The sequence below is a fragment of the Gracilibacillus boraciitolerans JCM 21714 genome (assembly GCF_000521485.1).
Taxonomy (GTDB): Bacteria; Bacillota; Bacilli; order Bacillales; family Amphibacillaceae; genus Gracilibacillus; species Gracilibacillus boraciitolerans.
The window spans coordinates 16,277-41,809 of record NZ_BAVS01000021.1; the positions used below are offsets into that span (position 1 = coordinate 16,277).

General features: G+C 35.8%; 22 protein-coding genes, 1 tRNA gene and 5 pseudogenes. 15 read left to right on the top strand and 13 right to left on the bottom strand.

What is annotated here, in order from left to right:
* Positions 1-10 precede the first annotated feature (10 nt).
* Together JCM21714_RS24780 and JCM21714_RS19345 are read left to right on the top strand one after the other, a co-directional pair.
* Positions 11-2,519: pseudogene (locus JCM21714_RS24780) on the top strand (cbb3-type cytochrome c oxidase subunit I).
* A pseudogene (locus tag JCM21714_RS19345) lies at positions 2,519-3,501 on the top strand (glutamate synthase-related protein). The pseudogenes JCM21714_RS24780 and JCM21714_RS19345 overlap by 1 nt, the downstream one beginning before the upstream one ends.
* 277 nt (positions 3,502-3,778) lie before the next feature.
* On the opposite strand, the gene JCM21714_RS21695 reads toward JCM21714_RS19345, so the two are convergent.
* Genes JCM21714_RS21695 through JCM21714_RS18475 form a run of 4 tightly spaced genes read right to left on the bottom strand, consistent with a single transcriptional unit; the run spans position 3,779 to position 5,886 of the window.
* Positions 3,779-3,925: a hypothetical protein gene (locus JCM21714_RS21695; protein WP_235182825.1), complete on the bottom strand. Its 147-nt coding sequence runs from the start codon at positions 3,923-3,925 to the stop codon at positions 3,779-3,781.
* 4 nt (positions 3,926-3,929) lie between these two features.
* Entirely contained in the window at positions 3,930-4,331 is a 402-nt protein-coding gene (locus JCM21714_RS18470) for a hypothetical protein (protein WP_052000592.1), read from the bottom strand.
* Entirely contained in the window at positions 4,319-5,500 is a 1,182-nt protein-coding gene (gene pulA / locus JCM21714_RS12495) for a type I pullulanase (protein ID WP_235182826.1), read from the bottom strand. Before pulA ends, JCM21714_RS18470 begins: the two co-directional genes overlap by 13 nt.
* Positions 5,497-5,886, bottom strand: a complete 390-nt coding sequence (locus tag JCM21714_RS18475) for a hypothetical protein (protein ID WP_052000596.1) — start codon at positions 5,884-5,886, stop codon at positions 5,497-5,499. The genes pulA and JCM21714_RS18475 overlap by 4 nt, the downstream gene beginning before the upstream one ends.
* 398 nt (positions 5,887-6,284) lie before the next feature.
* Here JCM21714_RS18475 and glgB point away from each other — a divergent pair, with 398 nt between their 5' ends.
* The 6 genes and pseudogenes from glgB to JCM21714_RS12525 all read left to right on the top strand — a co-directional run bounded on the left by glgB (position 6,285) and on the right by JCM21714_RS12525 (position 14,453).
* A complete protein-coding gene (gene glgB / locus JCM21714_RS12500) occupies positions 6,285-8,183 on the top strand; it encodes a 1,4-alpha-glucan branching protein GlgB (RefSeq protein WP_035724791.1) in 1,899 nt (632 codons plus the stop codon).
* A gap of 23 nt (positions 8,184-8,206) precedes the next feature.
* Positions 8,207-9,349, top strand: coding sequence for a glucose-1-phosphate adenylyltransferase (locus JCM21714_RS12505; RefSeq protein ID WP_035724793.1), 1,143 nt, complete (start codon positions 8,207-8,209; stop codon positions 9,347-9,349).
* A 68-nt stretch (positions 9,350-9,417) separates the two neighbouring features.
* Positions 9,418-10,524, top strand: coding sequence for a glucose-1-phosphate adenylyltransferase subunit GlgD (gene glgD, locus JCM21714_RS12510; RefSeq protein ID WP_035724794.1), 1,107 nt, complete (start codon positions 9,418-9,420; stop codon positions 10,522-10,524).
* Between the two features lie 110 nt (positions 10,525-10,634).
* Positions 10,635-11,585: a glycogen synthase gene (locus JCM21714_RS12515; RefSeq protein ID WP_369403584.1), complete on the top strand. Its 951-nt coding sequence runs from the start codon at positions 10,635-10,637 to the stop codon at positions 11,583-11,585.
* Between the two features lie 88 nt (positions 11,586-11,673).
* Positions 11,674-11,991: a hypothetical protein gene (locus tag JCM21714_RS24265; RefSeq protein WP_035724795.1), complete on the top strand. Its 318-nt coding sequence runs from the start codon at positions 11,674-11,676 to the stop codon at positions 11,989-11,991.
* Positions 11,992-12,097: 106 nt separating this feature from the next.
* A pseudogene (locus JCM21714_RS12525) lies at positions 12,098-14,453 on the top strand (glycogen/starch/alpha-glucan phosphorylase).
* Between the two features lie 202 nt (positions 14,454-14,655).
* Here the strand turns inward: JCM21714_RS12525 and JCM21714_RS12530 are convergent.
* The 3 genes from JCM21714_RS12530 to JCM21714_RS12540 form a co-directional block, all read right to left on the bottom strand.
* Positions 14,656-14,728 (bottom strand) — tRNA-Val (locus tag JCM21714_RS12530).
* 354 nt (positions 14,729-15,082) lie between these two features.
* Positions 15,083-16,891 (bottom strand): SLC13 family permease, encoded by a 1,809-nt coding sequence (locus JCM21714_RS12535; RefSeq protein ID WP_035724798.1) that lies wholly within the window; start codon positions 16,889-16,891, stop codon positions 15,083-15,085.
* A 327-nt stretch (positions 16,892-17,218) separates the two neighbouring features.
* Positions 17,219-17,878 carry a DUF3298 and DUF4163 domain-containing protein gene (locus JCM21714_RS12540; protein ID WP_035724801.1) on the bottom strand — a complete coding sequence of 220 codons (660 nt, stop codon included), beginning with the start codon at positions 17,876-17,878 and terminating at the stop codon, positions 17,219-17,221.
* Between the two features lie 113 nt (positions 17,879-17,991).
* Between JCM21714_RS12540 and JCM21714_RS24270 the strand changes: the two genes are divergently transcribed.
* The 5 genes and pseudogenes from JCM21714_RS24270 (at position 17,992) to JCM21714_RS12560 (ending at position 21,263) form a co-directional block, all read left to right on the top strand.
* Positions 17,992-18,678 carry a cation:proton antiporter domain-containing protein gene (locus JCM21714_RS24270; protein WP_369403585.1) on the top strand — a complete coding sequence of 229 codons (687 nt, stop codon included), beginning with the start codon at positions 17,992-17,994 and terminating at the stop codon, positions 18,676-18,678.
* Entirely contained in the window at positions 18,656-19,162 is a 507-nt protein-coding gene (locus JCM21714_RS24275) for a cation:proton antiporter domain-containing protein (protein ID WP_369403586.1), read from the top strand. The genes JCM21714_RS24270 and JCM21714_RS24275 overlap by 23 nt, the downstream gene beginning before the upstream one ends.
* A 124-nt stretch (positions 19,163-19,286) precedes the next feature.
* On the top strand, positions 19,287-20,003 hold the full coding sequence (locus tag JCM21714_RS12550) for an alpha/beta hydrolase (protein WP_035724803.1): 717 nt from the start codon (positions 19,287-19,289) through the stop codon (positions 20,001-20,003).
* 13 nt (positions 20,004-20,016) lie between these two features.
* Positions 20,017-20,442 carry a GNAT family N-acetyltransferase gene (locus JCM21714_RS12555; protein WP_035724805.1) on the top strand — a complete coding sequence of 142 codons (426 nt, stop codon included), beginning with the start codon at positions 20,017-20,019 and terminating at the stop codon, positions 20,440-20,442.
* 139 nt (positions 20,443-20,581) lie between these two features.
* Positions 20,582-21,263: pseudogene (locus tag JCM21714_RS12560) on the top strand (DUF421 domain-containing protein).
* A 63-nt stretch (positions 21,264-21,326) separates the two neighbouring features.
* On the opposite strand, the gene JCM21714_RS12565 reads toward JCM21714_RS12560, so the two are convergent.
* The 5 genes from JCM21714_RS12565 to JCM21714_RS19885 all read right to left on the bottom strand — a co-directional run bounded on the left by JCM21714_RS12565 (position 21,327) and on the right by JCM21714_RS19885 (position 22,570).
* The gene (locus JCM21714_RS12565; RefSeq protein ID WP_035724806.1) at positions 21,327-21,608 is read right to left on the bottom strand and encodes a hypothetical protein; all 282 of its coding nucleotides are present in this window, start codon (positions 21,606-21,608) and stop codon (positions 21,327-21,329) included.
* A gap of 185 nt (positions 21,609-21,793) precedes the next feature.
* Entirely contained in the window at positions 21,794-21,922 is a 129-nt protein-coding gene (locus JCM21714_RS23120) for a hypothetical protein (RefSeq protein ID WP_268748354.1), read from the bottom strand.
* Positions 21,919-22,053, bottom strand: a complete 135-nt coding sequence (locus JCM21714_RS23125) for a hypothetical protein (protein ID WP_268748355.1) — start codon at positions 22,051-22,053, stop codon at positions 21,919-21,921. The genes JCM21714_RS23120 and JCM21714_RS23125 overlap by 4 nt, the downstream gene beginning before the upstream one ends.
* 105 nt (positions 22,054-22,158) lie before the next feature.
* A complete protein-coding gene (locus tag JCM21714_RS19355; protein ID WP_500784400.1) occupies positions 22,159-22,311 on the bottom strand; it encodes a CotO family spore coat protein in 153 nt (50 codons plus the stop codon).
* Positions 22,301-22,570 (bottom strand): hypothetical protein, encoded by a 270-nt coding sequence (locus JCM21714_RS19885; protein ID WP_148295035.1) that lies wholly within the window; start codon positions 22,568-22,570, stop codon positions 22,301-22,303. The genes JCM21714_RS19355 and JCM21714_RS19885 overlap by 11 nt, the downstream gene beginning before the upstream one ends.
* Positions 22,571-22,734: 164 nt before the next feature.
* Between JCM21714_RS19885 and JCM21714_RS12575 the strand changes: the two genes are divergently transcribed.
* Positions 22,735-23,226: a CotY/CotZ family spore coat protein gene (locus JCM21714_RS12575; protein WP_035724810.1), complete on the top strand. Its 492-nt coding sequence runs from the start codon at positions 22,735-22,737 to the stop codon at positions 23,224-23,226.
* A 194-nt stretch (positions 23,227-23,420) separates the two neighbouring features.
* Positions 23,421-24,964: pseudogene (locus JCM21714_RS12580) on the top strand (glycine betaine uptake BCCT transporter).
* A 173-nt stretch (positions 24,965-25,137) separates the two neighbouring features.
* On the opposite strand, the gene JCM21714_RS12585 reads toward JCM21714_RS12580, so the two are convergent.
* The gene (locus tag JCM21714_RS12585) at positions 25,138-25,530 is read right to left on the bottom strand and encodes a thiol-disulfide oxidoreductase DCC family protein (protein ID WP_035724812.1); all 393 of its coding nucleotides are present in this window, start codon (positions 25,528-25,530) and stop codon (positions 25,138-25,140) included.
* Positions 25,531-25,533: the final 3 nt, after the last annotated feature.

Here is a 25,533-nt window from a genome sequence, read left to right on the forward strand (position 1 = left end):
TTACGTGACTATTGATTTATCTAACTTTAACTTATATCAGAACTCAGATGTAATAGTTGCCTGGGTTTTTTCACTTATTATAGGAGCAGGGCTATTCTATTATTTGACCAAAAAGAAAAAATGGGGGGGGCTCATAATAGATTACATTACCACAACCAATCATCGTAAAATTGGTATTATGTATTTGCTGAGTGGAGTCATATTTTTCTTCCGCGGTGGAATAGACGCTTTACTGATTCGGACACAGCTAGCAGCACCTCAGCTTGATTTCTGGGTTTTTCAACAAGATAAATATAATGGTTTGTTTACCACACATGGAACGATCATGATCTTCTTTGTAGCAATGCCATTGTTAATTGGTTTGATGAATGTTGTTGTACCATTGCAAATCGGAGCAAAAGATCTTGCATTTCCTATAATGAACTCAGTAAGTTTTTGGCTGTTTTTTAGCGGGGGCAGTCTTATTTAATGTGTCTTTCTTTCTAGCCTCACCTGCAAATGCCGGTTGGACAGCATATACACCATTAAGTACAGATACCTTTACAGCAGGACCTGGTAACAGTTTTTACATATTTGGTATCCAATTATCTGGTATCGGCACCATGCTTACAGCGATTAATATGCTGATTACCATTATTCGCTTTAGGGCACCGGGAATGAAATGGTTCCGTATGCCTTTATTTGCCTGGAGTACACTTATTACCTCTGTTTTGATTGTTATTGCTTTCAGTGCATTATCCGTTGCATTATATTTGCTTATGTTTGATCGATTATTCGACACAAGCTTTTTTGGTGGAGATCAGGGGGAATCCCGTCTATTGGCAGCATTTATTTTGGATATTTGGTCATCCAGAAGTATATGTACTGGCTATACCAGCCTTCGGGATCTTTTCCGATGTCATCTCAAACTTTTCCAAGAAAATTATTTTCGGCTATTCGTCTATGGTTCTATCCATTATTTTAATCGGCTTTTTAGGCTTTATGGTATGGGTACATCATATGTTCACCGTTGGATTAGGCCCCCTTCGTCAATACCTTCTTTGCTATTTCGACGATGATGATTGCTATTCCAACCGGAATTAAAGTGTTTAACTGGTTATTTACCATCAAGGGTGGAAGAATTCAATTAACTGTTCCAATGCTATTTGCGATTGGTTTTATTCCTTCCTTTGTTATGGGCGGTGTGACGGGAGTTATGCTATCAATTCCTGCAGCTGACTTTCAGTTTCATGACAGCTACTTTGTGGTTGGCCATTTTCATTACACGATACTTGGTGCAACTGTTTTAGGCATTTTTGCTGGTATTTATTATTGGTATCCAAAAATAATAGGGAAGCAATTACATGAAGGATTAGGTAAATGGCACTTCTGGTTATTTATTATTGGTTTTCATTTAACCTTTTTACCGATGCATTTTTCCGGTCTTCAGGGGATGCCGCGCCGTGTTTACACATACCTGCCCGAAGATGGTGTGTTTTTATTTAATGCCATCAGTACAATTGGTGCATTTATGATGGGGGATTGCGATGCTGTTTTTCGCTTGGAATATATATAGAACACATCGGTCAGAGCAGCATGTTACAGCAGATCCGTGGGATGGCCGGACGTTAGAATGGACAGTACCTTCTCCCCCCCCACCCGAGGATATATTTACACCTGCACCGGTTGTCGAAAGTCTGGATCCTTTATGGAATGCCAAGGAGAACAAACAATCGATAACAACTACATCAAATAGCAGACCTGATCCAGTCTCTACTACAAGTTTTTTACCTGTTATACTTGCTGTGATTTTGTTTCTGTTTTGTTTCACCATGATTTACAAATGGTTTATAGCGAGCATATTCTTTGGACTTGCAGCTCTTGTAACCCTAATATTCTTTTCCTGGCAGGATAAAAGAATAGAAATCTATCAAAAGAAAAATTTAAAAAAGGAAGATTTAAGGACTTTGTTGAAGGATAAGCGATTAGGATTTTTCTGGTACCTGGTAATCGATGCAACGATGTTTATTATCCTGTTTGCCACCTATTTTCTATTTACACCTGGAGGAAATGATCCACATCCTTCTGAGGTATTTGAAGCACGGTCACTTATTATTGCTTCTATTTTCTTACTAACCAGCAGTTTAACGCTTTACATTAGTGAAAAAGGGATGGCAACCAACAATTATAAGAAATTTAACATTGGTATTCTCCTAACCTTTATTCTTGGTTTATTATTTATTGGGTCTTCTGTCCACGAATTTTATAAATATTGGCAGGAAGGTTATACAATTTCAACAAATGTTTTTCTTTCTTCTTTTTATGTGTTAGTAGGTTATCACGCGGCACATGTTTTGTTCGGACTGGGCTGGATATGTCAGGTTTACTTTCAACGTAAAGTCAAAAAAATTCCAGATTTTCTCTACTATGAGAAACACACTATTTTTCAATATTATTGGCATTTTGTTGATGTGATCTGGATTTTAATCATAGTTATTGTGTATCTACCTACTTATTATAATGGAGGCGAAGAATCATGATGGAACAATGGATTATCATAGTATTAATAGCTTTACTTTTATTAATTACTTTTGTCCCTGGCGTGTTAGCTTTACGAATATACTTCCATGACAATAAGCAGAAAGAACATTCTGTACTGCGAAACTATCCTTTACTTGGCATGATGAGATATATAATAGAAAAAATGGGTCCAGAGTTGCGACAATATTTATTTTATAACGATAGAGAAGGCAGACCATTTAACCGAAAAGAATTTGAATATGTAGTAAAAGCAGGTAAATATAACACGAGCATGTTAGGATATGGTGCTGAACGCGACTTCGAGAAGGATGGTTTATATCTTGTCAATAGTATGTTTCCTGCACTAAGTGAAGAATTAAAGATGGATACAACTAAGAAACTGCAAACGCATCTCTATCATATTGATCAGGAAAAACTTTTAATCGAAAAGAACATCGCACCCAAGCAGAAATAAACGCTGCCTATTTATCAGACGAAGAAAGTGTTGTTATTGGTGAACATACTTCTCATCCTTTTCAATTAAAAGGATTAATTGGTCAATCGGCCATGAGTTATGGTTCATTAGGTGAAAATGCTATTACAGCATTATCAAAGGGACTAGGAATGGCTGGTGCTACATGGATGAACACCGGCGAGGGAAGTGTTTCACCATACCATCTGTAGGGTGATGTAGACATCATCATGCAAATCAGTGCTGGTTTATTTGGAGTCAGAGATGAGGATGGAAATTTCTCACAGGTTTGTCATACCAACACATGCCCTGTTGGGGTAGCCACCACAGATAAGAAGCTCCAAGAAGCTTTAGCTATTGACGAAAAAAAATACCGTGCAGCTAATTATCTGGTAACATTAAGACAGGATCTATTTAATTTAGCGGCTGTCGCTGGTTTAGACAGTCCTACTAAATTTACACGTGAACATATCGTTTATCATTCGATGTTTAAAGAATATGTCAAAAGAGAAGAAAAAATAGAAAGTTAGTGAACAAACACTTAGTCAATACTTTATTACAGTAATGAACAGGGTTATCGTTATTGAATATTCACCTATCTTTAATTTTTGTTTCTTTTAGTAATATAGTAGTGAAAATAGATTTAATAAAAGCGGCTGAAAACCCTGGATAATAGGATTTTCAGCCTCTTATTTTTAAATGATTCCGACTGGTCCCGATCAAACGATCTCTGTCCTGTCAAGATAAAGCGTTGATATTATTTATTTTCATATAACACTTACATCTCTGATTTAAAATTGTACTACTCTATATCCGCTTTTTCTTCCAGATAGCCAATTCATATGCCCCAATATCAGTACTCGTTTGAAGTAAACTATTAATTGGCGCAATGGAACCCGATATGTTACTAATTAGCTTTTCCCATCTACCGTATGATGGCATCTGAATTTCCACTTTTTTATCTGTTGGATTGACAAAGATAACAAAATCTTCCTGATCCCCCAAATAGCATGTAACCAAATACGGGATCCTTTGCATTTATAATGTGTAATCGATAGAATATTTCTTCGGCCGTACTTAATCGAAACAAATGATAATTTTTACGAAGAGAGATAAGTTGACGAACCCACTGAACATTCTCATCCTCTTCTCCACGCTTTTCCCAATCAAGCTGATTAATCTCATCACCTGAAATGTAACTATTTTCATCCCCCCCATTTTTTGTTCGAAAGAATTCCTGCCCCCCCGCATGTAAAAAGGGAATTCCCTGACTTATAAGTGTTAATCCTGTAGCAAGCTGGTGCATTCTTTTTTTTACCAAATCTGATGCACTTGGATTTGATATAACTAATTTATCCAAAGTGTATGGTTATCATGGCATTCCACAAAGTTAATCGATTGAAGTGGATTTGAAAAAATTTTGCCAAACTTGTGATGGCAAGAGCCTGAAACTAACTGAGCAATCCTTTCAAGATAGTAGCCATTTCCATTCGCATAGCCTACATTCTCTGCCTCAAAAAGATTTCCTTTCATTGAGTCCCTGAATAAATCATTAAAAAAACTTATTCCTAATAATTGAGATGATTGGGCATTCGTAGCCTTTTGCTCTGGAGGAAGTGGTGTATCAAGATCCCACCCCTCCCCTAACAAAAGAATCGGGCGATCTTCTTGCAGGCACCTCTCCCTAATTGTCTGCATTGTTTCGATATCCATTAAACCCATCAAATCAAAACGAAATCCATCCACTTTATATTCAGTTAACCAATAATCGATACATTCCAATATAAATTTACGTACCATCTTTCGTTCTGTCGCTATATCGTTACCGGTCCCACTTCCATTACTTGGAACCCCATCCTGGTGATGTCTAAAGTAATAACCAGGAACTAACTTTTCGAAAGCGGAATGTTCATAACGAAAAACATGGTTGTAAACAACGTCAAGAATAACGGATAGATTCTCTTCATGAAATGCTTGTATCATTTCCTTACATTCATTAATTCTTAAATACGGATGATTCGCATTAGTCGAATAGCTTCCTTCTGGCACAAAATAATACAATGGATCATAGCCCCAGTTATAACTTTCCAGTGGATGTAACTCATCGACACGAGCAAAGTCTTGAACAGGCAGGAGTTGAACATGAGTACATCCTAATTCACTTATATAGGATAAACCGGTTGAGAAACCTTTAGCGTTACGCGTGTTTTTTTCTGTTAAGCCAAGAAACTTCCCTTTATTTTTCACACCACTGTGCTTCGAACTCGTCGCATCTCTGATGTGTAATTCATAAATAATTGCATCCTGTTTTGATACTTTTGAATAATTAACATCTCGAAACCCGACTGGATTAGTTGAATTCAAATCAATGACAGCACTCTGCTCACTGTTTGCAGTCATACTTTTCGCATAAGGATCATTTACGAGCACTTCTTCTCCATTTACTGTTACAGCAAAATGATATGGGCTGTTATTCCAATCACCCTCTGCCAGTGTATGCCATACCCCCCCATTCGGCTTTCTGCTCATTTTAATTCTATGTTTTTGTAAAACAAGATCCATTTTATTAGCAGTAGGTGCCATACAGAAAAGGATGTTTTTTCTTTAGAGTACACAGGACCAAGTTGTTCACTACTAGCATCAAAGGTTTGATCGAACCATCGAGTCTTAACAATATTTCTTGGATAAATCGGCCATTCATTTTCTCCCCATATAAGCTTTGCTTGACTACCAAGTGGCAAATCTTTTTGCAAAGTTAATCTAGCAGTTTGTGAGTTAAGCCAATCGATAGACTGAACAGCGATCTCTTTATTTTCTGATTTAATAACAGGATCTAATTCAGTCCATTCATTGGTTTCATTAAAATCAATAGTGACCAAATCTTTTTTATCCTGCCACGCAATGATGTTTCCCATGATTATGTTCCTCATTTCTTTTTGGAAAAACTCTTTTCTTCAGGTTTATTGCTTTTAACATCGCAGTCGATAGAAACCATAACATAATTATATCATGAATCACTTCGATCACAGATGAGTTCTAGATCTGCGATGCGGAAAAACACTGGTATTGTCGCCTCTCCACTTATACTGTCGAATAGCAATTTTATTGGTGAAAATATACCCATACAGTCTTTTAAACATGATATACTTAAAATAAGAGACATGGATTTCATCTAGCAAAAAAGCAGAAGTCTATGATTTTCTATCTTCGCTATTTTAGTAGAAACATGTAAGAAGGTTTCTCTCTCTTTTTATTTTTAACAAATTCTATCAGAATATTCAAAAAACAACGTTTGCAAGAAGGGAGTTACTTCATGACAATTACCGTTTCAGACCAAGACACTTTTCTGTTTCACCAAGGTACAAATTATTTTAGCCATCACTTGCTGGGCTGCCTTTTTACTAATTACAAAGGTGAACAAGGTCTTCGTTTTGTCGTTTGGGCACCTCATGCTTCCAAGATTGAAGTAGCTGGTGATTTTAATCAATGGACCGGAAGCAATTATTCCTTAGAAAGAATATCTGAAGCAGGATTATGGGTAGGATTCTTTACAGATATTCCGTTAAACATTCCATATAAATATAGAATCACGCCAAGTAATGGTCCAGCTTTTTTAAAAGCAGACCCTTATGCCTATCAAGCGGAGCTTCGTCCTATGACCGCATCGCTTACACCTTCTTCAGATAAGTATATGTGGAAGGATAGTGAATGGGAAGCAAAAAGAAAAATGAATCAAGCTTACCATGAACCCATTCTTATCTATGAAGTCCACTTTGGTTCTTGGAAAACAAAAGAGGATGGTTCTTACTATACGTACCGTGAGCTTGCAGAAAAACTAATTCCATATGTGAAAAAACTTGGTTACACTCACATTGAACTATTACCGTTAGCAGAGCACCCATTCGATTTATCTTGGGGGGGCTATCAAATTACCGGATACTTTGCAATTACAAGCAGGTACGGGACTCCAAATGACTTCAAATATTTTATCGACCAATGCCACCAAAATGGTTTAGGTGTAATCATGGATTGGGTGCCGGGACACTTTTGTAAAGATGAGCAAGGATTACGTTTATTTGATGGTGAATCTTTATATGAATATAAAGATCCTGACAAAGCAGAAAAGAGATCCTGGGGCACACTAACATTTGATTTTGGCAAGCCTGAAGTACAAAGTTTTCTTATATCTAATGCTATTTTTTGGTTTGAAGAATACCACATTGATGGGCTTCGTGTCGATGCGGTTGCCAGTATGACATCGTTGAACTTTGATAGAGGGCATGACGAGAAAGAGCTTAAAAATAGCTTTGGCGGCGATGAAAATTTAGAAGCAATTGCCTTCATTAAAAAACTAAATGAAGTAGTGTTCAACTATTATCCAACTGCTTTAATGATGGCGGAGGATAGCTCAGACTTACCAGGCATAAGTAAACCAACCTATCTTGGTGGACTTGGATTTAATTTTAAATGGAATATGGGTTGGATGAACGATATGCTTACCTATATGGAATATGATCCTGTTTATCGGAAATGGCACCATAATTTACTGACTTTCTCATTCATGTACACGTATAGTGAAAATTTTGTACTACCTCTTTCTCATGATGAAGTAGTTCATGGAAAGAAATCTCTCTTAAACAAAATGCCTGGTGACCAGTGGCAGCAATTTGCTAATTTGCGTCTGCTTTTTGGTTATATGATGGCACATCCAGGTAAAAAATTGTTATTTATGGGAGGAGAGTTTGGTCAATATATTGAATGGCGGGACCAACATGAATTAGATTGGCTATTATTTGATTACCCCCCCTTACACCATGCGTTATTTGATTATGTAAAAGATTTAAATCATTTTTATCGCAACCAACCTTCTCTATTCACACTAGATCATGATCCAGCAGGTTTTGAATGGATTGACCCACATAACATGGAACAAAGTGTAATTACTTTTAAACGAAAAAGTAATGATTCTTCTCAAGATTTACTCATCCTATGTAACTTTACGCCTAATGTTTATTACGATTATAAAGTTGGTGTCACCACTCCTGGTGCATACCAGGAAGTGTTCAATTCTGATACAGCCAATTATGGCGGATCAGATCAAATAAATACATCCTTGCACTATAGCATCAAAGAACAATGGCACAATCAAAAACAGCATATTAAAGTAAAAGTTCCACCATTAGCAGTCTGCTTTTTTAAACAAGTTACTTAAATTATCTGTCGAGGAGGAGTAGCATGAAAAAAGAATGCGTAACGATGCTTTTAGCTGGTGGAGTTGGTAAACGTTTGGGGGCATTAACCACAAGCGTAGCTAAACCTGCAGTACCATTTGGTGGTAGGTATCGAATTATTGATTTTGCTTTAAGTAATTGCTTAAATTCCAGAATGTACACTGTAGGGGTATTAACTCAATATTCACCGCTTGATCTCCATCAACATATTGGTGTTGGAAAACCGTGGGACCTGGATCGAATGAATGATGGACTAACCATTCTCTCCCCCCCTTTCACTGTTCAAACCGGTGGAAACTGGTATTTAGGTACAGCTGATGCAATTACGAAAAATATGAATTTTATTGATCGATATGATCCAGAATATTTACTTGTTATATCAGGTGACCACATTTACCATATGGACTACGATAAGTTGCTTAGACATCACAAGGAAAAGCAAGCCGATGCAACCATATCCGTATTAGAAGTACCTTGGAAAGAAACATCAAGATTCGGAATCCTTAACACGACAGATGATTTACGTATTTATGAATTTGAGGAAAAGCCAGCCCAACCAAAAAGTAATCTAGCATCAATGGGCATCTATATTTTTAATTGGAAAGTATTAAGAGATTACTTAGAGAAGGATGCTCTATTATCAGAGTCAGAACATGACTTTGGACAAAACATTCTTCCAGCAATGATAGCCGATAATCTAAAGCTTTACGCCTATCGCTTTCAAGGGTATTGGAAGGATGTAGGAACAATTGAAAGTTATTGGGAAGCACATATGGATCTGTTAAAAGAAGATTTAGAGCTTTCATTGAATAACACTAATTGGCGAACCTATTCCCATGATTCTAACTTTCCACCGCAATTAATTGAGGAAACCGCTAGCGTAGCACACTCACTAGTAAATAACGGTTGCGTCGTATCAGGAACTCTCAACCATTCCATTTTATTTGAGAATGTTCGTATTGATAAAGGTTCCACTATTAAACAGTCAATTTTACACCCAGGTGTACGAGTAGGGAAAAATGTATATTTAGAGAAAGTCATTGCGCAAGAAAATATTTTCATTCCGGATAATACAAGAATTAGTGCAAGTATGGATCAAGAACCTATTGTTCTAAGTCAAGAAAATTTAAAAGCTATTACATCCTAATCACCAACAATTCTTTAGACGATGAAATTGACTAAAGTGACAAATAAAATAATTCGGGGGGTGTTTTAATGGATACAATGATGGGTTTAATAAATTTAGAGCACGAACATGATTTTCTAAATGAGTTAACTTACTTTCGTTGCGGAGCAGCAGTTCCATTCGCAGGTCGATTTCGGTTAATTGATTTCACATTATCTAATATGGCTAAGTCAGACATACATGAAATAGCAATTTTTACAAGAAGTAAATATCGTTCATTGATGGATCATCTTGGTTCAGGTTCAGATTGGGACTTAGACAGACGCCATGGTGGATTATTTATCCTTCCACCAGACTGGAATGATCCTACAGATATATCTAAAGGTGACTTAAGATATTTTCATAATAACCGAGATTACTTTTTAAGAGGCAAATCGGATTATGTCTTAATAAGCGGCAGTCAATTTATTTCAACCACGGTATATCATGAGCTTTTCCAGCATCATCTTACAAAAGGTGCCGATGTAACATTGTTGACCACAACGTATGATCAGCTTCTTCCTGAGCATGATGCATGCGTAAAGGTTAAAACAGATGCAGACGGTTGGGTTAGTTCATTAGCAAATGAACCTAAAAACTCACATGTCTTTACTGGTGTATATGTGATACGTAAGTCATTACTTTTAGATTTAGTTGATGACTGTATTGCTAATTATAAAAACCATTTCTTTATGGACGGGATTAAGGCTAATCTCAATCAATTAAATGTACAGTCTTATCATTATGATGGATATAGTGCTATTATAAATTCTATCGATAGCTATTATCGTCAAAACCTAGCTTTATTAGAAACAGATGCCTATAAAGATTTATTTTTCAAAGGGGAGCATGTATTAACAAAGATCGGAAATCAGGCACCGACAAAGTATCTCGAAAAATCTAAAGTGTCCAAGTCGTTGGTTGCAACAGGTTGTGTGATTGATGGTGAGGTAGATAATAGTATCTTGTTTAGAGGAGTAAAAGTAAGTGAAGGTGCTGTTATAAAAAACTCTATTGTAATGCAGCGTTGTAACATCGAATCAGGAGCTGTTTTAGAAAATGTCATTCTCGATAAAGATGTTACGATAACGAGAGGCCAAGAACTAAAAGGCGCAAAAGAACAACCGTTTGTGGTTGCTAAAAGAAGGAAAATATAAGGAGTGAATTTTATGGGGGGGAAAAAAGTATTATTTGTCGCATCAGAGTGTAACCCTTTTGTTAAAACCGGGGGGGGCTTGCAGATGTTGTAGGCTCTCTTCCACAAGTAATGAATAAAAATGAAAGAACTGATGTGAGAGTAATTCTTCCTCTTTATGCAGAAATCACTTCAAAATGGCAGGATCAGTTGGAACGGATTACGTCGATATCAGTTCCTGTTGGCTGGCGAAATCAGGAAGCGAGCATCTATCAATTAACATATCAAGATATCGTTTATTATTTTATTGGTAATGATTATTACTTTGGGCGAAGAGGCGTCTATGGTTATTACGATGATGGTGAACGGTTCGTCTTTTTCTGTCGTGCAGTTATTGATGCATTATCGGTTTTAGATTTTAAACCTGATATTTTGCATGGTCATGACTGGCAAGCTGGCTTAGCAGTAGCATTCGCAAAAATTTTAGCACCTGTAGAGAACATGAAAACAGTATTCACGATTCACAATATTAAATATCAGGGATTATTACCGAGGGATACTTATAGTGAATTGTTCAACTTACCTGATGATCATATCGGTGGTATGGAGTGGAATGGCTTACTTAATTGTATGAAAAGTGGTATTTTCCATGCCGACAAAATTACTACGGTCAGTCCATCCTATGCCGAAGAAATTAAAACACCTTACTATGGGGGGGAGGGCCTCTATCCAATTTTAGCCGAAAGAGACCAAGATGTAACAGGTATCATTAATGGGATCGATGTCGATGAATACAATCCAATGAAAGACCCTCACATTGTAGCGAATTATAAGTATTCGAGAGTTAAGAAAAATGAGAACAAAGAGAAGCTGCAAGAAAAACTCGGATTGCCAGTAGATGCTGAAAAACCGTTATATGTCATCATAAGTCGCTTGGTTGAACAAAAAGGCCTTCATTTAGTTCAAGCTATTCTCGATGAATTTTTACAAGAAAATGTTCAATTTGTTTTGCTTGGATCAGGAGACTACGAATTCGAAAACTATTTCTACCATGCACAGGAACGTAACCAAAAAAAATGGTAACTTACTTAGGGTTTGATGAAGCACTTGCACGACAAATCTATGCAGCTGCAGATTTCTTTGTTATGCCTTCCTATTTGAACCATGCGGGTTGTCACAGCTAATTGCCCTGCAATATAAGACCGTACCAATTGTTAGAGAAACTGGGGGGGGACTTAAAGACACCATAACCCCTTATAATGAACTTACCGGAACAGGTAATGGCTTTAGCTTTTACAATTACAATGCCCATGAATTATTACATGTTCTAAAGTATTCGCTATCCATTTATCAAGATTCAGATCAATGGGCTACCCTTCTCAAAAATGTGAACAAAAGTCACTTCAGTTGGAAAGACTCTGCGACTGAGTATGCTAATCTATATGAGTCACTAGATGTACCGATAGATAGCAACATCTCAGACAAGTAAGTGAATGAAAAGCGAATAAAGGAGCTGACAGACATTGACGAAATGGACAGTTGATGAACTCGTTCAAGAGATCATCAGTAAAACCGAAAAACTTCATGGTAAATCAATGAAGGATGCATCAAATAATGATGTGTATTATGTCATCAGCGCAATAGTTAATGAAGAGACAAAAACAAATTGGCGACAAACAGATGAGAAATACAACGAAAAGAAACCAAAACAAGTGTATTACTTATCAATGGAATTTCTTATCGGTCGGCTATTAGAAAGCAATCTACTAAATAGCGGTATGTGGAAAATTTGTAACGAAGCATTAATGGAGCTTGGCTATGATCCTGTAGAGGTGTACAAGGAAGAACGCGATCCAGGCTTAGGTAACGGTGGATTAGGTCGGTTAGCCGCTTGTTTCTTAGACTCCATGGCATCATTGCAGTATCCCGGTCATGGATATGGCATCCGATATCGTTATGGAATGTTTGAGCAACGCTTCATTAATGGGTATCAAACAGAACTCCCAGATTATTGGCTGAAGGATCCTTACCCTTGGGAAACAAGGAGAGCCACAGAAACCGTTCTTATCAAATTTGGTGGCGATGTTCATACTATTACACGAAATGATGGCTCATTGGAATTCAAGTTCGAAAATACAGATAATGTACTTGCTGTTCCATATGATGTTCCGATTGTTGGCTACGAAAACGAAGTAGTCAATACGCTTCGATTATGGAGTGCTGAACCTGCTTCTTCGACCGCCCCGTTAAACACGGATGAAGAATCTCTTTATTATCGGCACTTAGAGCATAACAGATCGATTGAACAAATTTCTGGTATTCTTTATCCTGATGATTCGAGTGAAGAAGGTAAACAGCTACGAATTAAGCAGCAATATTTCCTTGTCGCTGCTAGCCTGAATAAAATCATTGCCGATTATAAAACAAGTAATCGCCGATCATTGATCCATTTACCGAAAAAGGTTGTTATTCAGATTAATGATACGCATCCGAGCCTTGCTATACCTGAATTAATGCGGATTTTGATGGATGAAGAAGGTTTTGGATGGGATAATGCATGGGAAATTACAACCAAGGTTTTCGCTTATACGAATCACACAATCTTAAGTGAAGCCCTTGAAAAGTGGCCAATCGGAATGATTAAGTCTCTTTTGCCTCGGTTATACATGATTATTAATGAAATCAATGAACGTTTCTGCCAAGGTATTTGGTTCGATTACCCTGAGCTTCGAGAAAAAATTCCTGGTATGGCAGTAATTGCAGACGGGCAAATACACATGGCCCGTCTAGCAATTGTTGGAAGTTTCAGTGTGAATGGGGTCGCTAAGCTACATACGGAAATTTTAAAAACACAAGAAATGAAAGATTTTTATACATTATATCCGAAACGATTTAACAATAAAACAAACGGAATCACCCACCGGCGCTGGCTGTTAATGGCTAACCCACGATTATCAAGTTTAATTACTGAAACAATCGGAACACGGTGGATTGATCGCCCAAGAGAGCTTACTCAATTAATCCGTTATGCTAAGGATCGTCCATTGTTAGAGAAACTCGGCCACATTAAACAGCAAAACAAACAAGAACTCGCTCGACACATTCATAAAGCTACTGGCATTACCGTTGATGATCAATCCATTTTTGATGTGCAAATAAAGAGACTACATGAATACAAACGACAATTGTTGAATATCTTTCATATCATTTATTTGTATAACGAATTAAAGGGAAATCCGCAATTAGATATTACACCTCGAACGTTTATTTTTGGTGCCAAGCCGCGCCTGGTTATTACTTTGCAAAAGAAGTAATCAAATTAATTAACACCGTTGCATCGATTGTTAATCACGATGCTTCATTGAAAGGAAAGTTGAAAGTTGTTTTCCTTGAAAACTATAATGTAACCTTGGCTGAAAAAATCATTCCTGCTGCGGATTTAAGTGAACAAATATCGACTGCAGGTAAAGAAGCATCTGGCACTGGGAATATGAAAATGATGATGAATGGTGCATTAACGATTGGAACACTTGATGGAGCGAATGTCGAAATCAAAATCTAGTCGGTGATCCAAACATCTTCATTTTCGGATTACGTTCCGAAGAAGTATTTAATTATTATAGAAATGGCGAGTATGTTGCTAATGAAGTTTATCAAAATGATGAAAGAATAAGCCAGATTTTGCATCAATTGAGAGATGGAGAATTCGGACATCAGGATGTTGAGTTTAAGGATATTTATTACCATATCCTCTCGACTAACGATCCATACTTCATTTTAAAGGATTTTGACTGCTATGTAGAAACACAACAGTTAGTCGATCAGGCATACCGTAGCCAAGACAAATGGCTATCAAAAAGTCTAATAAACATCGCCCATTCCGGTAAATTCTCAAGTGACCGAACAATACAGGAATATGCAACTGGAATATGGAAAATTAAAAAACAATAATCACTAAAAGAGATTAATTTTTAGTAATTCTGATGATAATGCAAAAAGAAGTGGTGGATAATTATTCACGAAATATCAAAACTTTTCTAATTGCGTCAAATTTACATCAGATATTAACATGAGTTAAATTTATTCAGTGTTTCAATATGATGAAAAAGCCGTAAACCTATTTACAATAAGGTTTACGGCTTTTGTTTTAGTATGATTCCGACTGGTCTCGAACCAGCGACCTCTACCCTGTCAAGGTAGCGCTCTCCCAACTGAGCTACGGAATCATGAAAAATAAACTTCAATACATATTAATATAGAGAACTTATATGAAATTGTCAATCTCTTTTCATACTATTTTATTAAATTCTATCAAATTATTGGTACTATCCTATAAACTTATTATATTTTTAATTTTTTCAATATCAAGCAGCTATTAAAGCTAATTGTAATCTTCATAAACAAGGATACTTTTTGCTGATATTAGTTTATTTCCCCCCCTGCGCTCATGCAACCCGAAAACTTTTCTGTCTTTTTATTAAAGAAATGAAAACACATAGAAAAACGCAAAGGTTATCCTATACTTTGCACTTTTCTATGATTATTACTACTTCATTTTCATATAATTTTTAATATATAAATCAGCTTATCCAAATGAAATGAACCATTACAATTGTCGTTATCATCACGATCAAACTAAGCGGCAAACCTACTTTGATATAGTCTGAAAATTTATAGCCACCTGGCCCATAAACAATTAAATTTGTTTGATAACCAATTGGGGGGGAAAGAAAACTTGCAGAAGCTGCGATTGTAATTAGCACCAGAAAAGCTATTGGCTCGATACTTAACCGATTTGCAGCTTCTAATGCTATTGGAAACATCAAGACTGCAGCAGCATTATTTGTAATCATTTCAGTAAATATAGCTGTTAAGGCATATAAGAAAATAAGCAATCCAAGCACACCCAATGGGTCCGCAAGCAATATTAATTTATTTGCTACCCAATCAGCAGCACCTGTTTTAAACAACGCTTCGCCTACACCAAAAGCGCTCGCTATAAGTAACAGCACATTGAATTGGATATTTTTTTTAGCTTCATCCGGAGAAATGATTTTAAATACTAAATACAAGATTACAAGTACACTCATTGCTTTAAACATTGATAATATATCAAAACTTACTAATAGAATCATAGATACTAAGGCTAAAATGGAAAACCATGATCTCTTTGTATCATTTTTATTTAAAAGTGGATGATCTTCTTCTATTGGTGTTACCACGTAAAAATCATTTGTTGATAACACTCTTCCATAAAAGTCGGGTCCGGTTAGAAGCAACAGTGTATCTCCAGGTTTTAAAGAAATATCTCCAATTTTACTGTTTATTCGTTCATTATTTCGATGTACCGCCATGACTCCAGCATCAAATTTAGAACGGAATTGAGTTTCCTTTATTGTTTTATGTAGCAATGATGATTGATGTGAGACGACCACTTCGACTAATTGTCCTGTTCCGTTTTTCAACTTATCTAGTGTTAAGTTCGTACCTGTTTCTATACTTAATCCTTTTTTATTTTGCAGTTCTGCAATTTTATCAATAATTCCAGTAAAAATAAGACGATCATTTGATTTTATTTTGGTGGAATTTTTTACTGGATAAATCTTCTCTTTTTTTCTTATGATCTCTATTAAATAAAGACCCTCTAAATTACGAAGACCTGCCTCCTCCACCGTCTTTCCAACATACGGATTATCTAGAAATGGATAGTTTTCATCGATAACAACTTCGATTAGATATTCCTTACTCTTTTCACTAAATGATTCTGTTAACCCTTTATGATTAGGAAGAAGCTTGTAGCCCATGGTAACCAGATAAATTAATCCTAACAGTGAAGCAGGCAAACTAACCATTGTTAATGTAAAAAGAGAATAACCTTCCATTCCTCGATCAAGCATTAAGCCATGTACAACCAGATTTGTAGAAGTACCCATCAATGTCAATATTCCGCCTAAAATAGAAGCATAGGATAAGGGAATTAAGAACTTTGATGGTGATATATTATGTTCATTACACCACTTGCGAATAATTGGCGTTAACGTTACAACTATTGGTGTATTGTTTAAAAATGCTGAAAATCCCGAAATAGGAACTAAAAGTCTAAACAGTGTTCGTTGTTCCGTTTTAGGTGTACCTAATACACGAGCCATGCCTCGATCTACCAGACCACTTTTCTGTATTGCTCCAGCCACAATAAATAATAATGCAACAGTTAACATTCCTTGATTGGAAAACCCAGCAACTGCTTCCTCAGGTGTTAAAATACCTGTTACTAAAAAAATAACCAGTACCCCCCCAAATACGATCATATCTGGTCGAGTTATTTCTTTTATTAGCGCAATCATCATTAAGATGACTACACCTAAGACAAAAATAATTTCGAAATTCATCAGCTACAGCCTCCACCCAAGCAAAAACAATATCTTTTTACTATTTTATAACAAATTAATCCTATAAGCAAACTTGTATTTAATTATTCTTTTTTTTCCTATTTTATAAATTCGATACCAAAATATGCCGATATCAGAAAATTCACTGCTTTTTAGACAACAAAAAGAGGCTGGGACATATCAATTATTTTCCACCATAAATCCGAATAATAGCAAATTCAATCGGAGAATTTGCATATCATTCGGATTCTATTTGTATCAATCACTTTTGTCTCAACCTATTTTTAAATTAATACGTGCCTATTTATCCATTATCTTTACTGAATCTCAGCTTTTCTCATACACTTCTGCTGGAATATGAATTTCCTGATTTCCTGATACATATGGAGCAATTTCATACTGTTGGAAAACAAGTATTATCCCATCATCCACAAAATAAAATGCAGTATCCTTAGTTAATTTTATGTCTTCCTTTTTTAAATCCGGATAAAAGATATCTGGACGTTCAATCGCATATTCCCAAACGTAATCGCGTACTGCTTTTATTTGTTTTTCTGTTGTCAGAATATCGGTCAGGTAGACACGTTTTTCTGCTTCAATATCATAATTAAGCGATTGAACAATTGTATTACCATGAGCACCACCACTAAAAATGTAATTGCTTGTTAAAATGCTTAAACGTGGCGTAGTATTATACTTCACTTCATAAGCTGTTTGGTAATCTGCTTGAAAGCCATGTTGATTTGCTTGCTTTTTATTCTCCTTCAATTCTTGATAGGATGCTTTAATATACTCATGAAAATTCTTATTGATTGTTACTTCCATTTCACGGTTATTTACTTCCGATACTTTTGGATACTTCAATTGTTCCATATCTTTGTATAACTCATCCGTTACTAAAGCTGTCTGGCTTTCTGCAGCATAAACTGTAGAGGCAACTGTAAAATATACACATACAAACACTATAAAAGTACGCATTTTTTTCATCTATGCACACATCCTTTTTGCTTAGCATGTGTTCATTTTATTTATTCATACATAGTTTTCACTCCACATAAACGGGAATAACTAACTACAGAATAAAATGGAGGATGAACAAAATGTCAATTGAACAAATTATTATTTTATTATTAATCGGTTATATTGTTTTCACTATTGATACAAAACAGGATAATTTCCCAGTCCCAACCGTTTTAGTGATAATAGGAATTGGACTTGCCTTTATCCCTTACTTTGACTCAGTCAATGTCACGGAGGATATTATTTATCATATCTTCATACCTGCCTTGTTGTTTATATCGGCCTATCAGTTTCCAATTAAGAACTTTCGTAAAAACGCTGGATTAATTATCACGCTAGCTACTGCCGGAATTATTGTAAATGTATTTCTGTTAGGATCTTTAACATGGCTTATTGCACCACTTGGATTTGCCAGTGCTTTAGTAGTAGCTGCTATTTTAACACCAACTGATCCAGTTTCCGTTGTATCCATCATTAAGCAAGCAACTCATAATGACGAAATTGCGGATATAGTAGAAGGAGAATCTATGCTTAATGATGGAACAAGTATTGTCTTATTTACTACTTTGTTTTCGATTGCCAATCAGAAGCAGAGTTTCACCCTATTATCTTTCACAGGTGAATTTTTACTTGTTTCAATTGGAGGACTAACTATTGGCTTAGTATTAGGGTATTTAGTAAGTAAGATCATTCATTATTCTCACCATCGCCAATATCAAATCATGCTAAGCATCATCTTAGCATATGGATCTTTTTTTAATTGCTGAAGCGATTCATGTTTCAGGAGTATTGGCCACGGTTGCTAGTGGAATGATGATTTCCTATGAATATGGACGTGCAATAAAAGAAGATCATTTTAGAAGATCATTGGATGGCTTTTGGGACATTGTTGAAATCAGCTTTCTTGCGATCTTATTTTTAGTAATTGGTATAGAAATCACTGAATACATTTCGCTCGAATACTTTCTATATGCTTTCGCTATCTTTATACTTATGGTATTCGTGAGAATTCTTATTGTATATATGACTACAAAAATAATACACCCATTATCATGGCCCTATCACTTTCTGATTTCCTGGGCTGGATTAAAAGGTTCGATGTCAGTGTTCTTAATTTTAACTTTATATACAAAAAGTACAAATGGTTTCAATAGTGAATGGGTAGTAGCAGTGACGTTTACAACTGTCTTAATATCCTTAGTCATTCAGAGCTTAAGTATCGCTCCTATTTCGCGAAAAATACTAAAATAATAGAAGTTATGTCTTTATAGTGTAATTCTTACTTTTTAGTGTGTTGCTTATTGAAACAGTCTTTTTTTCTAACTTATCAACTGATAATTATGGTACAATTTTTTTATGAAAAGGAGGAGATCATTTGCGTCGAAAAGGATCAATGGAAGATGCCATTATAAAAAGCGATTATTTGAAAGAGGAAATAAAACTAAAATGGTATCTTCCAGAAGGTTTTACGCCTTTCAAAGATTATCAGCTGTGTGTGATGCAAGATGGAGATGATTATTTTCAAATTGGGCGTGTCGCTACCTTAAGTGATCAGCTCCATGATGATATGGAAATTGAATCAACTATTTTTGCTGGGATTCATTATAAAAACAAGTATGATCGGATCGACAAATACCATCCTGAAGGGAAAAGAAACCATGAATATATTCTGTTTCTTGTAAAAGAAGCGATACCCTTTCTGGAAGATACTTTACATATTAGTCCCATTAAGCGAGCATTGATGGGAGACTCTTTAGCAGGCACCTTGGCTTTTATGGTTGCCAGCCAGTTCCCAAACACGTTTGATACAGTAATTATGCAATCACCATTTGTTAATGAAACTGTTTTAACTCAAGCTGCAAAGACTAACCTATATCATAATTTGGAAGTCTTTCATTCGATTGGCACGGAAGAAACAGAAGTCCATACTACTTCTGGTGAAGTTTCTGATTTTTTAGTACCAAATCGTAGACTTAATCAATTATTGGACGGAACATTGGAGAGCTATCAGTATCTGGAAGCTGCAGGTAATCACACCTGGACGTATTGGCAGAAAGATTTAAAACAAATTTTAATTAATATGCTCGGATAAGGGGTAAACAAAAATGGAAATCAAAATAATCAATTCTGATAACGAAATGAAAGATGCGTATCATGTTCGCACACAAGTTTTTGTAGAAGAACAAGGAGTACCGAAAGAATTAGAAATTGACGATCTAGAGAAGGAAGCTATGCATTTTATTGGATACATAGATGGAGAACCAGTTGCCGCCAGTAGAATGCGGTTTGTGGATGGATATGCCAAATTGGAACGTGTCTGTATACTTGATCGATTCCGTGGCCAAGGATATGGTAAGGAAATTATCTTTTTTATGGAGAAAATAGCGAAAGAAAAAGGTCTAGGTAAATCAAAATTAAATGGGCAAACACATGCAGAGGAATTTTATCTGCATCTTGGCTATCAAACCATCTCAGGGGAATTTATGGATGCCGGTATTCCACATGTAACAATGACAAAATCATTACTATAAACGAATAAATGCTTTTTCTGATTTAAGAAGAAGCATTCATTCGTTTTTTTGTAAATTACTTATCATTAAATACAGGTATGACATGAATATTTTTTGTCTATGCTGATAGAAAACAGGAATAAAGATAGGAGAACCAATCATGCACTACGGAGCTATTTTTATCGAAACCATCTTTGGTTTTATCATGTTATTTGTCCTCACCAAAATACTAGGAAAAACACAGATTAAGCAGTTGACAGCGTTCGATTTCATTTCGGCCCTTATTCTCGGGGGGGAACTAGTCGGTAATGCGTTATATGATGATCAAGTTGGAATTAGGGAAATTGGATTTGCCATTCTTGTTTGGGGGGATTTTGCTTTATATCACCGAAATTATTACACAAAAATTCAAGAGATCGAGATCGATTTTAGAAGGGCGTCCTTCCATCGTTATTCATAAGGGAAAACTACAGAGAGAGGTGATGAAAAAGGGGAAACTCGATATGAATCAACTCTTACATCTGTTGCGCTCCAAAGACGTATTTACTGTTCAGGAAGTTGATTACGCCATTTTAGAAACAGATGGTACCGTTTCTGTCTTAATGAAAACAGCTTATCAGCCCCCCCCGGTGAAAAACGACTTAAATCTTCCTCTTGAAGAGGTTGTATTGCCTTTTATGTTAATAAATGACGGTGAGCTAATTACCGATAACCTGAAAGAGCTAGATAAGGATGAGCAATGGTTAAATCAAGAACTTAAGAAACAGGAAATTACTTCACTGAAAGAAGTATTTTATGCTGAATATGCAAAAGGTGGCAAATTATATGTTCAAGAATATTAGTTGGAAATATAAACATAAAGAAGGTTTCCCACAAAAGTATAACCAGCTTGCATCAGCAGATGGCTATACTTTCGCCTGAAAGTTGATCCCTTTTCCAGTAACTTCGGAATATATTTTATGTTTTGGATGCTCATTTTCTATGTCTTTACTTTTGTTTGTATTCCTTACTTTTGTCTGCGGAATAAGATTCTTTCTTGGCTCTTCTTTTGATCTTTCCTGATTGTAATACATACTAGATTGGATCGGATACAGCCTTTCAATCGGAAACGGATCGTGTTCTTGTTGGGTAACGCGTTGATGATACTGTTGATACTGATAATTCTCGATTGGCATTATATAACCCATTGTTACCTAACTCCTTTCACTTTTTATTTGTATATACCCACTTTTATAAAAATCTAATCATTTTTATCAGCTAATTTTTCATATTTGGCTTCTATTGCTACTTGTCCTGCAAATGATAAAAAAATAAAACAGATAGCTTATTTTAATTTATCACTCTTTAGAGTGGTGCTATCTGTTTCACTTTATTAGATCCAAGAAAATGGGGGGGGACGATCCTTATTATCATTTTCCACTTCTTGCTCTTGTTCTTTTTCTTCTTTTTCTTCTTTTTCTTCTTTTTCTTCCTCTTCTTCGATAACTTCATTTTTCGTCAAATTTTCTCTCTCTTCTTCATTACGGGGGGGCCACCAAAGAAAGGATCACGTCGACGTGTTGGTTCAATTCGCACATTATCCGCTTTAATCACTAAATCTTTCACATAAATTACTTTCTTTTTATCTGACACTCTTTTCACTCCTTTATTTCTCCTTTATTTCTAAATAACATATACTGATGTAATTGATCATTACATCTTATGCAGCAAGTGGGTATAAGTGCCACTTGCCTCCTATTAAAAACCAATCAGATTGATTTCTTTAATATGATCTATTGGAATGGAGATAGGTTCTGGTTTACTTGCAACTTTTACAAGCACCATTTTATTTTGATAGTCATTAATAAAGCCGACGTGTTTCTTTCTCTCTGTCACTATTTCACACTTCACTTTTGGCACATGGAATGGCATCGAAGCGTAATAAGTTACTTTTTCCTCCAAAGTCATCTCTTTTAAATTTCTTTTTTCTAAGCTGTTCCATATTTACTTTGTACTCTTTTACAGGTTCTACGTTTTCTTCTTTTTTCTCATAAGTGGCTGTCGATTGGTAATGGGATTGCATCGTTCTTGTCGGTTCAGCAAACTCTGGTTGTGTTATATATAATTTTGGCAAGTCATTATTTATTCGAATGTAGTCCACGATCTTCATACCTCCTTTTGGTACTTCTTATTTATATATATGTCATTGGCCCACCTCTTGTGAGAAAAAAATGTGCAATTAACTAAAAACAAGGCATCTGTCTATACGCAAATACACTTCCTACATAGATTATTAGTGTTAACGAAATCTTTTTTCTGAAGGAGTGTAGTAGAATGGGAAGAAATTGTAATGATGATATTCAAGATGCAGGAAAAAATTGTGTATGTGATGTTGTTCGCGCCATTGCAGATGCACAGGATAATGTAGTAGACCAAGATTGTGATGTAAGCTGTGCGCAATCCATTCGTGATTTAGTATCACCTGTGTCTGGAAATGGTTTAGACACTGTACCTTTCATATTGTATGATAAAAAAGGGAAGCCATTTAAAGGCTATGGAGCTGAAGTTCGTAGACAAGGTGGAGGACCTGCTCGATTTGACTGCTTTGATAGCTATATCTTCCGTGTAAGCGAGATTGACGATGAAGATTGCTGTGCAGTGCTTGAATTATTAGTTTTCGACAATGATGAATCAGCCGGACACGATCCTTGTGAGCAGATTGATAATGAAGAAGTCAGTGGACTTGAGCGTACAGGCATTTGTATTACTGTTGATTTGTCTTGCTTCTGTGCAATCACTTGTTTGCCAGCAGTCTCCGTTATGTAATTAGTTTCGTATCATAACTCTTCCAACACATCGTTGGAAGAGTTTTTTTAATCTTATCACTTGATACTGTTTGGCACTTTTTGATAGACTTCTTATCGTTATTTCATCCAGTGAATACTTTGTGACAAAAAAGGGTAAGGTATATTGTGCACTTATACACAAAATGTCAAAATTTTATAGAAAGGATGGTTAGGATGAGAAAAGTCTCAAAAGTCTTTTATATTTCCCTTGCAATTTCTATTTTATTTATATTATGGGGGGAATTATCGATGAAAGTATATTACCAAACTGGAACTTGAATAATATAACTACCCTTATTCAAGACTTTCTAGTTTCACGGTTTGGTTGGTTTTACTTATTAGTTACAACAGGATTTTTAATTTTTTCAATTTTCCTAATTGCTTCAAAGTATGGGAATATTGTTCTTGGAAAAGATGGCGACAAGCCTGAATACAATTATTTAACATGGTTTGGTATGTTATTTAGCGCGGGAATGGGAATTGGTCTGGTATTCTGGGGGGGCGCTGCTGAACCCATTTGGCACATGCACTTACCTCCTTATCCAACAGAAACAGAAGTAGAAGCAGCTAGAGTTGCGATGCAACATAGCTTTTTCCACTGGGGCTTGCATCCTTGGGCTGTTTATGCAACCTTAGCATTAGCACTAGCCTATTTTCAGTTTAGAAAAGAAGAGCCCGGTTTGATCAGTAGTACACTGAAGCCGCTATTTGGAGATAGAATGAATGGTGGATATGGCACATTAATTAATGTGATTGCTGTCTTTGCGACAGTATTTGGTGTAGCGACTTCATTAGGTTTAGGTGCCCAGCAAATTGGCAGTGGAATTGAATTTGTCTCTGGAACCATTTCAAACACAATATCTTTACAGTTAATTATTATTGCTGTTGTAACAGTTTTGTATATGATATCTGCTTTAACAGGATTAAACAGAGGAATTAAAATACTAAGTACGACAAATATAATTTTAGCAATACTTTTGATGTTTTTCCTACTATTTACAGGCCCGACTAACTTTATTATGAATTTCTTCACATCAACATTAGGAGCCTATATATCAAATCTTCCTGAAATGAGTTTTCGGATGGCTCCTTTTATTAAAGAGAATGCCAATTGGTTAGAAGATTGGACTATTTTCTATTGGGCTTGGTGGATTGCCTGGGCACCATTTGTCGGTATGTTTATTGCTCGTGTTTCACGTGGACGTACGGTTCGTGAGTTCGTTACGGGTGTATTGTTAGTACCAACGATTTTCGGTGCATTATGGTTTAGTGTATTTGGAGGTTCTGCTATCCATTTAGAAATGGTTGAAGGTATTGATATTTATAGTATTATGAATGATGCTGGATCAGAAGCTGCCTTATTTACAGTACTAGAAAACTTTCCATTTACTATGGTAATGGCTGTACTGGCTGTACTATTGATCAGTACTTTCTTTATTACATCAGCTGACTCTGCTACATTTGTTTTAGGTATGCAAACGACAAACGGTGATCTCAATCCAGATATTAAGGTGAAAGTTATCTGGGGTATTGTACAATCAGGTACGGCTGCTGTATTGTTATGGCAAGGTGGACTGGCTGCCTTACAGACTGCTTCGATTATTTCAGCATTTCCATTTGCGATTATTATGATTTTGATTATTTTTTCCGTTATTAAAGCTTTTAGAGCTGAAGCGAAGATATATGAATTAAAACGTCGCAAGCGGGAAAGAAGCTAAATATAAAAAAACAGACTAGAATAAAAATAAAATCCGAGCGATGATGCGAATTCTTAAAAAAATTGCTTATCGTTCGGATTTTTTAATTGCATAAAAGGAAGATTATGTGCATCTTAATACGTTACATCATTTGGCTTTGCGGCAGAAAATAGATGATATGTCCCTGCATTTTTTTATTCGATAAAACGTTTTCGATCCTCTGGTTTTGGAATCATACATTGATCTTTTTTTTCAAACCAACGATATCGGTTTTTAGCGATTATCTGGTAGACACCATTACGAACAAATCTAGGAATAACCAAAAATATCGACAATAATGGGTAGAATCGATGTAACGACTTCGCAATTTTTAGTGCTGCAGTTGACTCTGTATAGTATTGATCTCCTTCAATTAAAATCAAACTATCTATTTCCTCAGGAACATTATGTTTAGCAACAAGTTGTTGCCCGATATTACTTTGCAATGAAGCAAACTGAAACTTTTGATGTGGATCACGCTTGATGATAAATTGCACACTACTACTGCAAAAATTACAAACACCATCAAATAAAATAATTCGTTTCATGAA

Bases quoted from the DNA above. Each gene is read 5' to 3' on its own strand.
- JCM21714_RS12585 (WP_035724812.1), bottom strand. From the start codon at position 25,530: ATGAAACGAATTATTTTATTTGATGGTGTTTGTAATTTTTGCAGTAGT.
- JCM21714_RS24270 (WP_369403585.1), top strand. From the start codon at position 17,992: ATGTCAATTGAACAAATTATTATTTTATTATTAATCGGTTATATTGTT.
- JCM21714_RS12555 (WP_035724805.1), top strand. From the start codon at position 20,017: ATGGAAATCAAAATAATCAATTCTGATAACGAAATGAAAGATGCGTAT.
- JCM21714_RS19885 (WP_148295035.1), bottom strand. From the start codon at position 22,570: ATGAAGATCGTGGACTACATTCGAATAAATAATGACTTGCCAAAATTA.
- glgD (WP_035724794.1), top strand. From the start codon at position 9,418: ATGGATACAATGATGGGTTTAATAAATTTAGAGCACGAACATGATTTT.
- JCM21714_RS18475 (WP_052000596.1), bottom strand. From the start codon at position 5,886: ATGGGAAACATCATTGCGTGGCAGGATAAAAAAGATTTGGTCACTATT.
- JCM21714_RS12565 (WP_035724806.1), bottom strand. From the start codon at position 21,608: ATGGGTTATATAATGCCAATCGAGAATTATCAGTATCAACAGTATCAT.
- JCM21714_RS12540 (WP_035724801.1), bottom strand. From the start codon at position 17,878: ATGAAAAAAATGCGTACTTTTATAGTGTTTGTATGTGTATATTTTACA.
- pulA (WP_235182826.1), bottom strand. From the start codon at position 5,500: ATGAGCAGAAAGCCGAATGGGGGGGTATGGCATACACTGGCAGAGGGT.
- JCM21714_RS12575 (WP_035724810.1), top strand. From the start codon at position 22,735: ATGGGAAGAAATTGTAATGATGATATTCAAGATGCAGGAAAAAATTGT.
- JCM21714_RS12535 (WP_035724798.1), bottom strand. From the start codon at position 16,891: ATGAATTTCGAAATTATTTTTGTCTTAGGTGTAGTCATCTTAATGATG.
- JCM21714_RS12505 (WP_035724793.1), top strand. From the start codon at position 8,207: ATGAAAAAAGAATGCGTAACGATGCTTTTAGCTGGTGGAGTTGGTAAA.
- JCM21714_RS24275 (WP_369403586.1), top strand. From the start codon at position 18,656: ATGGATCTTTTTTTAATTGCTGAAGCGATTCATGTTTCAGGAGTATTG.
- JCM21714_RS12515 (WP_369403584.1), top strand. From the start codon at position 10,635: ATGAATAAAAATGAAAGAACTGATGTGAGAGTAATTCTTCCTCTTTAT.
- glgB (WP_035724791.1), top strand. From the start codon at position 6,285: ATGACAATTACCGTTTCAGACCAAGACACTTTTCTGTTTCACCAAGGT.